Genomic DNA, 12,324 nt, shown 5'->3' with positions numbered 1-12,324 from the left:
GAGGGTTCACGCCCCTCAGCGGTGATCCGGGGAGAATCGGGCCATGCGCCGCCTTCTGCTCTCCGCCCTCGGCCTCCTGCCCCTGACCGCCTGTGCGCCCGCAACGGTGACCCGCGCCCCCACCTTCGACGCGGCCTTCGGGATAGAGGGCGTGGCGTGGGTGGACGGGGGGCGGGCCTGCGTGGCGCGGGCTCCCTCCTACCGCCCGGTCTGCCCGGCGCTGCCCCCGGTGGTGGCGGTCGCCTGGAACGGCGGGGACGCCTGGGCGGCGGTGCCTGCCGCCGGGGTGATCGTGACCCTCGACCGGGCCGCGCGCTCGGTGGCGGCGGGGCGGGTCGTGGCGCTGTCGAGCATCCGCGCCTACCGGGAGGACGGCAGCGCCGTGACCTACGCGGGCGCGGCGGCGGGGAGCGTGGCGGGAGCCCCCTCGGCGGCGGTGACGGGGGGGGACGGGCAGGACTACGTGCTCCTGGCCGGGACGCTGCGGCGGGTGGCCGACGGGGTGATTCTCGACCGCACGCCGCGGCCCTTCCTGTGGGTGACCCCGACGGGCGTCACGACGGCAAATACACCCGGGGTAGTCACCGCCTCGGGCACCTACCGCCTGACGGGCGCCGCGCTCGAACGGGCGGACGTTTCCGGCCGGGTGCTGGCGAGCGTGCCCCACGGGCCGGGCCGGGTGGGGCTCGTCGGCGGTGACGTGGTGACGGTCTCGCCGGGGGGCCGCGTGGGGGTCTTCGACGAGAACCTCCGGCCCCTGACCCGCTGAACTGACCCCGGAGGTGAGCCGCCCACCAGGCTCCTCGCCCGGGAACCTTCACGCAGTGGGGGCATGACCCGGGCACGGCGGGCACGGCACCGTCCCTTCCTGGGATGACGCGAAATTCCGCGCCTGGCACGGCGAAAAACTGGGACGGGTCCTGAAAACTGTCAGAGTTCCGTAAGTGGGCGGGTGGTTGCATGAGCCGTTGATGCACCCCCGCCTCTGTCCGTTCCGGCCCCCCCCGAACCTACGAGGACCCACCCGAGCATGAGGACACGTTAAAGCCAGCCAAAACCCTGGAGGGAGAATGTCGAGCCTTTTACAACGTCTACTCAACCCGCGCCCGGCGGCCATCGGGGTGGAGATCGGCACGAGCGCCATCAAAGTGGTGGCCCTGCGCCCGGGCTCACCGCCGGTGCTCTCGCACGCGGTGATGGTGCCGACGCCCATTGGGTCCATGCGCGACGGGCTGGTCGTGGAGCCGCAGGCGGTCGCGGGTGAACTGAGGGCCCTGCTCGCCGAACACCGCATCACGGCGCGCCACGCGGTGACGGCCGTGCCCAACCAGTCGGTCGTCACCCGCAACATCATGGTGCCCCGCATGGACCGCAAGGACCTCCAGGAGGCCATCAAGTGGGAGGCCGAGCGTTACATCCCCTACCCCATCGACGAGGTGAGCCTCGATTTCGACCTTCTCGACGACCCGGCGACCATCCCCGAGGACGGACAGATGGAGGTCGTGATCGCGGCGGCACCCAGCGAGGCGATCACCCGGCAGATCGAGGTGCTGCGCCTGGCGGGGCTGGAGCCCACGGTGGTAGACCTCAAGAGCTTCGCGGCCCTGCGGGCGCTGCGCGGGAACCTGCTCGGCGAGTCCCCGGCGGCGGCGAGCACCCTCGACGGCACGACGGTCGCCGGGGCGGGTCCCAGCGGTGAGGTGGGGCTGGTGCTGGAGATCGGCGCGAGCAGCTCGGTGATCAGCCTCGTGCGCGGCGAGCGGGTGCTCATGGCGCGCAACATCGGCGTGTCGGCGGACGACTTCACGACCGCCCTGCAAAAGGCCTTCGACCTCGACTTCGGCGCCGCCGAGGAGGTCAAGCTCGGCTACGCGACCGCCACCACCCCCACCGAGGACGAGGAGGACCTGCTGAACTTCGACCTCGCCCGCGAGCAGTACTCCCCGGCCCGCGTCTTCGAGGTCGTGCGCCCGGTGCTGGGCGACCTGATCACCGAGATCCGGCGCTCGCTGGAGTTCTACCGGGTGCAGTCGGGCGACGTGGTGATCGACCGGACCCTTCTCGCCGGGGGCGGCGCCAAGCTGCGCGGGCTCGCCGCCGCCATCGGGGACGCGCTGGGCTTCCGGGTGGAGGTCGCCAGCCCGTGGCTCGGGGTGCAGACCGACGGGGCGAACGTGGACGGCGGCTACCTCCAGACCCACGCGGCGGAATTCACCGTGCCGCTGGGCCTCGCGCTGAGGGGGGTGCCGGGCCGTGGTTGAACTCAACCTCCTTCCCCCACAGGAGCGCAAACGCAGCGAGCCGAACGTCTGGAAGTACGCGGCCTTCGTTCTGCCGCCCGTGACGATCCTCGCGCTGTTCGTCCCCGAGCTGCTCGTGGGCCGTCAGCTCGGGGCCCTGCGCGCCGAGCAGGACCGCCTGAACGGGGAGATCGCCGCCCTGGCCGCCACCAAGAGCGAATACGACCGCCTGACGGCCACCCAGCGCACGCTGGAGGAGGTCACGGCGGTGGCCGGGAGGCTGCGGGACGGCAAGACGTACTGGACGAACGACGTGGCGGCCTTCTCCGCGCAGCTTCCGGCGGGCGGCGGGGTGGCGCTGACCTCGATGAACGTCAAGCCCCTCGACGCGGGCACGCTGAGCACCCTGCAACAGGGGGGCGTGTACCTGGGCAAGAACGTGGTGCGCGAGATCGACCTCTCGGGCACCGCGCGCAGCCAGCAGGCGGTGGTGAACTTCTTGAACGTCTACGAGAACGACCCGAACTTCGCGGTCAATTTCCGCAGCCTGGGCCAGGAGGGCGAGACGGGCCGCTACACCTTCGCGGCCTCGGTGGGACTGGTCGGGAAGGCGGCCCCGACGGACGCCCCGGCCGGGACCCCGGCGGAGGGCACCCCCACCCCGGCCTCCACCGGGAGCGCGGCTGGAGGCGACGATGTCCGTTAAGCTCGCGCCGCGCTGGGTCTTCCTGATCGTTCTCGCCGCGTGCGTGCTGGCGGCGATGATGTGGTACTTCCTGCGCTTCGGGCCGCGCCAGCAGGAGATCACGCTGCTGCGCGGCGACCTGGAGCTCACCCGCAGCCGGGCTGAGGGGTACCGGGCCGCCCAGCGGGCCCTGCCCGAGCTGCGCCAGACGGTCGCGCGGCTTGAGGTGGAACAAGACCAGTTCCTGCGCGCCCTGCCCGCCACCGCCCAGTTCGGCACCGTGCTCGACGAGGTGCGGCGCAACGTCACGGCGGCGGGCGCGGACCTCACGACCTTCACCGTGCAGAGCGGCGACGTCGCGGGGCTGCCGGGCGGGGTGCGCCCCATCAACCTGAGCCTGAGCGTGCGCGGGCGCTTCGCCGAGGTCTTCCGGGCCCTGCGGTCGCTGGAGACGCAAAACCGCTTCACGACCGTGGGCGCCCTCGGCCTGCAACTGCCCCAGGCGGACGCCCTCGATCCCCAGCTTGAGGGCACGCTCGGCCTGACCGTGTACACCTTCGACCAGACCCAGGCGGGCGCGGGGGCGGGCGCGGCCCCCCAGGCCCCCGACGCCGCTCCCGCCGCCCCGCCCGCCCAGGGGGGAACCCAGTGAAGAGCCCCGTGTCCCTCGCCTCCCCGAACCTCAAACTCTCGCGCGAGATGAAGGTGCTGCTCGTGCTGCTGCTGCTCGTCGCCCTGATCGGCGGCGGGTACCTGTGGCTGAGCGGCCGCTCGCAGGAGCAGGCCCTCGCCCAGACCCCGCCCGGCGGCGACCCGGCCGGCTCCCCGGTCCCCGGAACGGCAGACGGCCAGGGGTCGACCCCCGACGCGGGCCTGCGCGTGCAGCAGGGCGGGCAGGTGGAGGTGCCCTCCATCCCGGCCTTCGGGGCCGACCCCGCCCCGGCCGCCCGCCCGGAGCCCGAGCCCACGCCCCCCCCCGGCGGCATCAACCCCGACACCCCCCTGGCCGCCCTGCCGACGGGCAACCCCTTCCGGCCGCTCGAACTCGTGCAGGACCCGGCGGGCGCCAGCGGCGCGGCCCCCTCGCCGGTGACGGCGGCCCCGGTGACGGCCTCACCGGTCACCGTGACCCCGACGGCGGTCGCGCCCTCCACCCTCGCGGCCCCGGGGCGCCTGGAGCTGGAGAGCGTGCCCTCCGGGGAGGACGATGTGGCGCCCGCCGCCGAGCCCGTCGTCATCCCGCCCCTGCCGCGCGCGGCCACCCCCGTCGCGGTGGCCTCCGCCCCGGTGAGCGGCGGCGCGTTCCCCGTGCCCACGGCCCCTCCTGCGGGCGTCGTCACGCTGACCCCGCCGAGTGGGGGCCGTGAGACCGCACCCACCGCCCCGGTCCCCCCGGTTCGGCCCCCCGTCGCGGGCGTCCGCGTGCCCGGCGGGTCCCCCGACCTGACGGCGCTGCTCGGCCAACGTTCCCCGCGCGGCACGGCCCCGGCGGCGGGCACGGGAGCGGCCCCCGCCACGCCCCTGCCCACCCCCGAGCTGCCGCAGCCCATCACGCAGCTCGGCACGGACGCGGCGGCCACGGCCGCTCCCGTGAGCCCGCTCGACGACCTCGTGCGGCGGCGTGAACTCGCTTTCGACGCCGGGGTCCTCGGCCCGGTGAACACCGCGATCCTGCGCTCGAAAGGCGGCTTCCTGGTCGTGTCGGCGGGGCAACCCCTGCCCGACTCGGACGTGGTGGTCCGGGACGTGACCGCCACCGGGGCCACCCTCGTGCTCGGCACGGAAACCGTGCTCCTCGAACTCGGCAACTCGCACTCGACCCAAGGTGAGCCATGAAGAGATACGCCCTCCTGCTGACCGCCGCGCTCGGCATGGCCGCCGCGCAGACGCCCCCCGCTCCCGCCCCGGCGGCGCCGACCCCCGTCTCCGTCCTCGCCGACCGGCAGCTCTCGGGCGCCAGCGTGACCTTCGCCCTGCCCGGTCCCGGCAGCGACATGACCTCCCGGCTGCTGGCCCTGGCGATGAGCGCGGGCTACGAGATCCTCCTCGAACCCGGCGTGAACGCGGTCCTGCGGGGAGAGGGCAGCGGCGACGTGCCCGGCTCCCAGGGCGCCGCCCCCGCCAGCCCCGCGCAGGTGTCCTACTCCTTCGTGCAAAAGCCCTTCAACGAGGTCTGGCCGCTCGTGCTCGACCTCTACGGCCTGAGCTACGAGACCCTGAGGGTCGGCGGCAAGCCCGTCTTGCGGGTGAGCGCCAAGCCCGTTCAGCGAATCGTCAAGCTGCCGGGCACCCTCAGTGCCCCGCTGGTCGAACGGCAGCTCAAGCTGTCCTTCGGCACGCTGAAGACCGTGAGCAACAGTCAGGGCAACGCCGCTTCGGCCCAGGGGGCCAGCAGCAGCACCACCGAGACCACCCGCGAGGAAGTCGTGCTCGACTCGCCCACCATGCGCATCATCGCGGAGCCCGCCTCCAACAGCGTGATCATCCGGGGCACGAATCAGGAGGTGGCGCAGGTTCAGCGGCTGCTGGACGAGATCGTCGCCGTGCAGCCCCCGGCGGTCCGCACCGCCCCGGCCCCGGCGCCCGCCGCCCCCACGCCCGACGTGCAGCGCGTCTACAGTGTCAAGGGCCAGCAGGCCGACATCACCGCGCTCCTCGGCGCGCAGTACCCCGCCCTCAAGGTCACGCCGGTCGGGCAGACCGGGCAACTCGTGATCACGGGGCAGACGGGCCAGCTCGACGCGGCCCTCGCCCTGCTCGCCCAGGTGGACCGCGCGGCGCCGCCCCCCCAGGCCGGGCCGCAGACGGTCCAGCGCGTCTTCCAGCTCGTGAACGCGAGCGCCGAGGAGGTCAAGGCGACGCTGGAGGGCAGGGCTGCAACCACAGCCACTACCTCTTCTGCAATTAACACGGCTCTCGGTCAGACGTATGACAGCACTACCTACGCTCTACCTGGACAACCGGGCGCTATTACAGGGATAACGCCCACGGCATCTACGACCGCTCAAAGCCCATCAGATAAGAGTGCGGCAGCAAATAGCATAAACCCCGTCTTCGTTGCCGACAAACGCAGTAATATCCTCATCGTGCGTGGCACTGCGGAGCAGGTGGCGCAGATCGCCGAACTTATCCCGCAGCTCGATCAGGTCGTGCCGCAGATCAACGTGCAGGTGCGAATTCAGGAGGTCACCGAGGACGCGAGCCGCAGCCTGGGCGTGGACTGGAAGGTGGGCTTCGGGGGCTTCAACGTCACGCTGGGGGGGGGCGGGCTCGGCGCCGCCTTCGATCCCACCCAGAGCCTGATGGGGTTCAACGTCTTCCCGACCCTCAAGGCCCAGGAGAACCAGGGCCTGAGCAAGCAGGTCTACGACGGCAGCATCACCATGCAGAGCGGGCAGCGGTCGCTGGGCGGAAGCGGCAGCACGCAGAACTCGTCGAACGGCGCGGCAGCCACCATCAAGTCTGGCGGACGGCTGGAACTCAACATCCCCTCAGGCGCGGCGAACGTGCCCCCCATCCAGAAGCAGATCGACTACGGCGTCAACCTCGACTTCTTCGACCCGCAGGTCGCCCCCGACGGCACGATCACCCTGCGCGTGCGCGGACAGGTCAACACGCCTAAGTCCACCATCACGCCGACCTCCGTGCCCAACGTCCTCGACTTCGCCAACAGCGAGGCCCAGACCATCATCACCTTCAAGAACGGCCAGACCGTGCTGCTGAGCGGCCTGCTCGGCAACACCGAGACGAGCGGCAAGGGGGGCACGCCCTTCCTGTCGAGCCTGCCCGTCATCGGCGGCCTGTTCGGCAAGCAGACCACGACGAAAAAGGCCACGCAGCTCCTCGTCGTCATCACCGGCAGCATCGTCAAGTAACCTCGGGCAGACTCAGGCGGGCGGCTCTCCACCTGGGGGGCCGCCCGTCTCCCCTCCCCCGCCGCCGTCTGGGCAGCCCCCCCAGCCGTTGCCGCCCCCGACGCTACAGTCCCCGCATGAGGTACCTGACCGCCGGGGAGTCGCACGGGCCGCAACTGACGGCCATCATCGAGGGGCTGCCCTCGCACCTGCCGCTGGGCAAGGGTGACATCGACCCCTGGCTGCGCCGTCGGCAGGGCGGCTACGGGCGGGGCCGCCGCATGGTGATCGAGACCGACGAGGCCCAGATCCTCAGCGGCGTGCGTGCGGGCCGCACCACGGGGGCGCCCGTCACCCTCGCCATCGAGAACCGCGACCACCGCAACTGGACCGAGATCATGTCCCCCGAGCCCGGCGGAGAGCCCCGCAAAAAGGCCCTCACCGACGCCCGCCCCGGCCACGCCGACCTCACGGGCGGCATCAAGTACCGCCACAAGGACCTGCGCGACGTGCTGGAACGGGCCTCGGCGCGCGAGACGGCGGCGCGCGTGGCGGTCGGGTCGGTGGCCCTCAAGCTCCTCTCCGAACTCGGCGTCGAGGGGGCGAACTATGTGGCGAGCCTCGGCGGGATCGAGACCCGGCAGCCCTTCTCCTGGGACGCGCTGGAGACCATCGAGGAATCCGACCTGCGCACCCCGGACGCGGACGCGGCGGTCATGATGCGCGAACGGATCGACCAGGCCAAGAAGGACGGCGACACCCTCGGCGGCATCCTGGAGGTGCGGTTCCGGGGCCTGCCAGTGGGCCTGGGGTCCTACGTCCACTGGGACCGCAAGCTCGACGGCAAGGTCGCGCAGGCATGCCTCAGCGTGCAGGCGATGAAGGGCGTGGAGATCGGGCGGGCCTTCGAGAACGCGGTCAAGCCCGGTAGCGGCGTGCACGACGCGGTGTACTACGGGGAGGGGGGGTACGCCCGCGAGACGAACGCGGCGGGCGGTCTGGAGGCGGGCATGACGAACGGCGAGGAACTCATCGTCCGGGTCGCCATGAAGCCCATCGCCACGCTGATGAAGCCGCTGCCGACGGTGAATGTCGTCACGCACGAGGCGTCGGACGCGGCGCGCGAACGCAGCGACACGACCGCCGTGCCCGCCGCCGGGGTGATCCTCCAGTGCGTGATCGGCTGGGTGCTGGCGGGCGCGCTGCTGGAGAAGTTCGGGGGCGACACCCTGCCGGAACTTCAGGAGCGCGTGCAGGCGGCGCGGGCCTACGCGCGGACCTACTGAGGAGCCCGGTGTCGTCGCCTCTGGCGGAGCGGGTGGAGGCCGGGCTCACGGCGTACCTCGCCTCACCGGACGTTCCCGAGGGTGTGGCGGGCGGGCAGGGTGTGGCGGTCACGCTCACGGACGGGCTTTCCACTAGACTGTCCCCCATGCACGGGTCCGGCCTGATCGAGCGCCCCGTCACGTGGGTGGCGCTGGCGGGCTTTATGGGCACCGGGAAAAGCCGGGTGGGCTGGGAACTCTCGCGGATGCTCGCCCTGCACTTCGTGGACACCGACAAGCTGATCACCCGCGTGGTCGGCAAGACGATCCCCGAGGTCTTCGCGCAGGAGGGCGAAGGCTACTTCCGCGCCTGCGAGCAGGAGGTCGTCCACCGCGTCACCCGCCTCGACCACGCGGTCGTGAGCCTGGGGGGCGGCACCTTCATCCATGAGGCCAACCGCCGCACCCTGCTGGAGCGCGGGCCGGTCGTCGTGCTGTGGGCGAGCCCCGAGACGGTCTACCAGCGGACGAAACACAGCGACCGCCCCCTCCTCCAGACGCTCGATCCCCTCTCACGCATCCGCACGCTGATGACCGAGCGCGAGGAGCATTACCGTCAGGGCACCCTCCATGTCCACAGCGACGGGCGCCCCGCCGAGGAGATCGCCGCCGAGATCGTGGAGCGGCTGTGGGACTGGGCCGAGGCCGATGTGGAGGCGGAACTCGTCGGGGCCGAGCGTGCGACGGATTGAGGTCGGGGGCGACCGGCCCTACGCGGTGGAGGTCGGCGCGGGGCTGATCTCCCGGGCCCACATTCCCGAGCGGCACGTCGCGCTTATCCACCCGGTGGACCTGCCCGGACAGTTCGTGGAGGCGGCACAGGTGGCCTTCTCCCCGACCGTGACCGTCCCCGTCCCCGCCCGCGACGACTGCAAGACGCTGGAGGTCTTCTCGGGGGTGCTTTCAACATTGGCCCAGGCCAACCTCCCGCGCGACGGGGCGGTCGTGGGGCTGGGCGGCGGCGCGGCGACCGATCTCGCGGGCTTCGTGGCGGCGAGCTACCTGCGGGGCGTCGCCTTCTACACCCTGCCCACCACCCTGCTCGGCATGGTGGACGCGGCGGTGGGGGGCAAGACGGGCGTGAACCTCCCCGAGGGCAAGAATCTGGTGGGCGCCTTCTGGCCCCCCCGCGCGGTGTGGTGCGACGTAGGCGCGCTCGCCAGCCTGCCCCCCGCCGTCTTCGCGGAGGGCGCGGCGGAGGCGTACAAACACGGCCTGATCGCCGACCCCTCGCTGCTGCCCCGCGTCCTGTCCCCCGACTTCCGCCCCGGCGGGCCCGGTCTGGAAGACACTCTCGCCGACGCCATCGCCGTGAAGGCCGGAGTCGTCACCCGCGACCTGGCAGAGAGGGGCGAGCGGGCCTTCCTGAACTTCGGGCACACGCTCGCGCACGCGCTGGAGGCCGTCACCGACCACGCGGTGACGCACGGCGAGGCGGTGGGGTACGGGATGCACTACGCCGCCCGCCTCGCGCGCGCACTCGGCGGGGCGGACCTGACCGGGCCCACCCTCGCCTTCCTGCGGTGGCAGCGGCCCCAGCCCCTTCCCCCGCTGACCTTCGACGACGTGTGGCCCTACATGGCGCGCGACAAGAAGGCCGACGCCGAGGGGGTGCGCTTCGTGCTGCTGCATGATCTGGCCCAGCCCTACCTGGCGCGGGTACCGGAGGACGTGTTGCGGCGGGAGTTCGCGGGGTGGAGGGAAGAGGTTGAGGGGCCCCTGGCCCGTGGCGTGTAGCCTGTAGGGACAGAAAAGTCCAGGCCGTCGCTTTTCGACAGGCGACAGGCCACACGACCTACACCGGACTCGCAGAACTGCAAAGCAGAGGTGCCCCCCTTGATCCTCGTCCTCAACGGCCCCAACCTCAACCGCCTCGGCCTGCGGGAGCCGGGCGTGTACGGCTCGCAGACCCTCGAAGACCTGGAGCGCCTGTGCGAAGGATGGGGCGCCGAACTCGGCGTCACCGTGACCTGCCGCCAGAGCAACTTCGAGGGCCAGCTTCTCGAATGGGTCCACGAGGCGCAGGAGCAGGGCTTCACCGGCATCGTGATCAATCCCGGCGCCCTCACCCACTATTCCTACGCGCTGCGGGACGCCATCGCCTCGCAGCCCCTGCCTGCCGTCGAGGTCCACATCAGCAACGTGGACGCGCGGGAGGAATTCCGGCACACGTCGGTCACCGCGCCCGTCTGCCGGGGCAAGATCAGCGGCCTGGGTTTCCTGGGCTACCGCCTGGCGATGGAGGCCCTGACGGAGAGCGGGTCTTGAGCTGGCGGCCCTACGAGGCCCGGCCTGAGAGCACGGTGACCGGCACCCTCCTTCAGTGGGAAGGCGTGGGCGACGCGAACCACGCCCCGCGCACCCTCCTCGCGTGGCTGCCCCCGTCCTACGATCAGGAGCCGGAACGCCGTTACCCGGTCGTCTACTTCCACGACGGGCAGAACGTCTTTGACGCGGCCACGAATCCCTTCGGCGCCGAGTGGGAGGCGGACGAGACGTTGACCGCGTTGGCGGCCCGGGGGGTGGAGGCCCTTGCCGTCGGCCTTCCCCACGGCGGCGAGCGACGATTTCACGAGTACAGCACGTCCGTCAATCCCGAGTGGCCGGAGGAGGGCGGGGGCGGCGCGGACGCCTCCATCGCCTTCCTGACGGATACGGTGAAACCGCTGGTAGACGGCAGCCTGCGCACCCTGACGGACGCCGGGCACACCTCCCTGATCGGCTCCAGCATGGGCGGGCTGATCAGCCTCCACGGCCTGCTGACCCGGCCCGACGTGTTCGGCGGCGCGGGGGTGATGAGCCCCGCCTTCTTCGCCTGCCCGAACGAGGCCTTCACCCGAGTCCGGCGCAGCCCCACCCCCACAGGCCGCCTCTGGCTCGACATCGGAGGCCAGGAGAGCCACGACCACCCGGAGCGGCAGCGGGCCTACTGGGACGACGCCCACGCCATGCGCGACCTCTTGCTCGAACGGGGCATAGGCGGGCGCCTGCGCTTCGTGGCCGAGCCGGAGGGCATCCACCACGAGCGCGCGTGGGCGCGGAGGCTGCCGGGGGCGCTGGAGTTTTTGCTGGGAGGAGGGTGAAATGGCGAGTGGACTGAGCAGCAAATTGACGGGGCAGATCGGCGAGTTTCTGGTTTGCGCCGAGCTTGGGAGACAACTGGATGTGGTCGCCACGCCTTTCGCAGGGAACGTGCCCGCATTTGACCTGCTGGTGGCAGACGAGCGGTGCCATTCCATTCCCATTCAGGTCAAGGCGGCGCGGGGGCCACAATGGCTGTCTCCTGCGAACAACTGGGTCAATCTGGAAGTTATTGGTAACAGGCAGGTGGACCACGGCGACCGGAAGCTCGACCACCCAAACTTGATCTACGTGTTCGTAGCTATCGCAGACAAAAACGCCTTGAGAGCAGAGGAACGCGCGAAAGATCGCTTCTTCGTCCTCACTCAACGGGAAGTGCAGAACATCATGGCCCCGGCGTATCGGTCCTACATGGAGGGACGCAAGGAACCTTGGTGTCGTCCTCGCAACCCCGCCGCTTTTGACGCGCGCCTGAACGCCTCGCAGATGGAGGTCTTCGAGAACAACTGGGACCTCGTTCGGCGCCAGCTTGAGGCACAGACTCCACTCTCGCTGCCCTTGCCCCCCTCCCCCCTGCCCTGATACACTCGCTGGCGGTGTTTCGCGCTTGGTAGAGCCGAAACGTTCGGGAGGCTCCCGGAGGCGCACGCAGACCTTTCCCCCGAGGTGCGGGGCGCACTCGCAGCCAAATTCCCCCCACGAGGCAAGACGTGAAGACTTTCGTACCCAAAAACGACGAGCAGAACTGGGTCGTGGTGGACGCGGCGAACGTGCCGCTGGGCCGCCTGGCGACCCTGATCGCCAGCCGCATTCGCGGCAAGCACCGCCCCGACTTTACGCCCAACATCATCCAGGGCGACTTCGTGGTCGTGGTCAATGCCGCCCAGGTCGTGCTGACCGGCGGCAAGCTGGACACCAAGGTGTACACCCGTTACAGCGGCTATCAGGGCGGCCTCAAGACCGAGACGGCCCGCGTGGCCTTGCAAAAGCACCCTGAGCGCGTGATTGAGCACGCCGTCTTCGGGATGCTGCCCAAGGGCCGCCAGGGACGCGCGATGCACGGCCGCTTGAAGGTCTACGCGGGCGAGACGCACCCCCACATCGCTCAGAAGCCCCAGCGGCTTGAGGTTCGCTAAATC

Annotated in this window: 13 protein-coding genes; all 13 read left to right on the top strand. The window is 71.1% G+C overall.

Annotated features, from left to right (window positions below; genetic code table 11):
- Positions 1 to 43: 43 nt before the first annotated feature.
- The 13 genes from IC605_RS20620 (at position 44) to rplM (ending at position 12,321) form a co-directional block, all read left to right on the top strand.
- Positions 44 to 769, top strand: a complete 726-nt coding sequence (locus tag IC605_RS20620) for a hypothetical protein (RefSeq protein WP_216328502.1) — start codon at positions 44 to 46, stop codon at positions 767 to 769.
- A gap of 301 nt (positions 770 to 1,070) precedes the next feature.
- A complete protein-coding gene (gene pilM, locus IC605_RS20615) occupies positions 1,071 to 2,261 on the top strand; it encodes a type IV pilus assembly protein PilM (protein WP_216328499.1) in 1,191 nt (396 codons plus the stop codon).
- The gene (locus tag IC605_RS25465; RefSeq protein ID WP_216328497.1) at positions 2,254 to 2,946 is read left to right on the top strand and encodes a fimbrial assembly protein; all 693 of its coding nucleotides are present in this window, start codon (positions 2,254 to 2,256) and stop codon (positions 2,944 to 2,946) included. Before pilM ends, IC605_RS25465 begins: the two co-directional genes overlap by 8 nt.
- Entirely contained in the window at positions 2,936 to 3,577 is a 642-nt protein-coding gene (locus tag IC605_RS20605; RefSeq protein ID WP_216328495.1) for a type IV pilus inner membrane component PilO, read from the top strand. The genes IC605_RS25465 and IC605_RS20605 overlap by 11 nt, the downstream gene beginning before the upstream one ends.
- Complete coding sequence (locus tag IC605_RS20600; RefSeq protein ID WP_216328493.1) at positions 3,574 to 4,761, top strand: hypothetical protein; 1,188 nt, start codon at positions 3,574 to 3,576, stop codon at positions 4,759 to 4,761. Before IC605_RS20605 ends, IC605_RS20600 begins: the two co-directional genes overlap by 4 nt.
- The gene (locus tag IC605_RS20595) at positions 4,758 to 6,800 is read left to right on the top strand and encodes a type II secretion system protein GspD (RefSeq protein WP_216328491.1); all 2,043 of its coding nucleotides are present in this window, start codon (positions 4,758 to 4,760) and stop codon (positions 6,798 to 6,800) included. The genes IC605_RS20600 and IC605_RS20595 overlap by 4 nt, the downstream gene beginning before the upstream one ends.
- 116 nt (positions 6,801 to 6,916) lie before the next feature.
- Positions 6,917 to 8,065: a chorismate synthase gene (gene aroC / locus IC605_RS20590; protein ID WP_216328489.1), complete on the top strand. Its 1,149-nt coding sequence runs from the start codon at positions 6,917 to 6,919 to the stop codon at positions 8,063 to 8,065.
- An 8-nt stretch (positions 8,066 to 8,073) separates the two neighbouring features.
- The gene (locus IC605_RS20585; RefSeq protein ID WP_425514234.1) at positions 8,074 to 8,796 is read left to right on the top strand and encodes a shikimate kinase; all 723 of its coding nucleotides are present in this window, start codon (positions 8,074 to 8,076) and stop codon (positions 8,794 to 8,796) included.
- Positions 8,783 to 9,841, top strand: a complete 1,059-nt coding sequence (aroB, locus tag IC605_RS20580; RefSeq protein WP_343216680.1) for a 3-dehydroquinate synthase — start codon at positions 8,783 to 8,785, stop codon at positions 9,839 to 9,841. Before IC605_RS20585 ends, aroB begins: the two co-directional genes overlap by 14 nt.
- A 99-nt stretch (positions 9,842 to 9,940) precedes the next feature.
- A complete protein-coding gene (aroQ, locus tag IC605_RS20575; RefSeq protein ID WP_216328486.1) occupies positions 9,941 to 10,372 on the top strand; it encodes a type II 3-dehydroquinate dehydratase in 432 nt (143 codons plus the stop codon).
- Complete coding sequence (locus IC605_RS20570) at positions 10,369 to 11,187, top strand: alpha/beta hydrolase (RefSeq protein ID WP_216328483.1); 819 nt, start codon at positions 10,369 to 10,371, stop codon at positions 11,185 to 11,187. Before aroQ ends, IC605_RS20570 begins: the two co-directional genes overlap by 4 nt.
- A gap of 1 nt (position 11,188) precedes the next feature.
- Positions 11,189 to 11,767, top strand: coding sequence for a hypothetical protein (locus IC605_RS20565; protein WP_216328481.1), 579 nt, complete (start codon positions 11,189 to 11,191; stop codon positions 11,765 to 11,767).
- Positions 11,768 to 11,895: 128 nt separating this feature from the next.
- Positions 11,896 to 12,321, top strand: a complete 426-nt coding sequence (rplM, locus tag IC605_RS20560) for a 50S ribosomal protein L13 (RefSeq protein WP_216328480.1) — start codon at positions 11,896 to 11,898, stop codon at positions 12,319 to 12,321.
- The last annotated feature ends 3 nt before the right edge of the window (positions 12,322 to 12,324 follow it).

The sequence above is a fragment of the Deinococcus aestuarii genome (assembly GCF_018863415.1).
GTDB lineage: Bacteria > Deinococcota > Deinococci > Deinococcales > Deinococcaceae > Deinococcus > Deinococcus aestuarii.
Note: the sequence above shows the minus strand (reverse complement) of the source record. Positions and strands in the feature narration are given on the sequence as shown.

Excerpts from the sequence above, each read along its gene's own strand:
- IC605_RS20620 (WP_216328502.1), top strand. The coding sequence starts at position 44 with ATGCGCCGCCTTCTGCTCTCCGCCCTCGGCCTCCTGCCCCTGACCGCC.
- pilM (WP_216328499.1), top strand. The coding sequence starts at position 1,071 with ATGTCGAGCCTTTTACAACGTCTACTCAACCCGCGCCCGGCGGCCATC.
- IC605_RS20605 (WP_216328495.1), top strand. The coding sequence starts at position 2,936 with ATGTCCGTTAAGCTCGCGCCGCGCTGGGTCTTCCTGATCGTTCTCGCC.
- IC605_RS20595 (WP_216328491.1), top strand. The coding sequence starts at position 4,758 with ATGAAGAGATACGCCCTCCTGCTGACCGCCGCGCTCGGCATGGCCGCC.
- aroC (WP_216328489.1), top strand. The coding sequence starts at position 6,917 with ATGAGGTACCTGACCGCCGGGGAGTCGCACGGGCCGCAACTGACGGCC.
- IC605_RS20565 (WP_216328481.1), top strand. The coding sequence starts at position 11,189 with ATGGCGAGTGGACTGAGCAGCAAATTGACGGGGCAGATCGGCGAGTTT.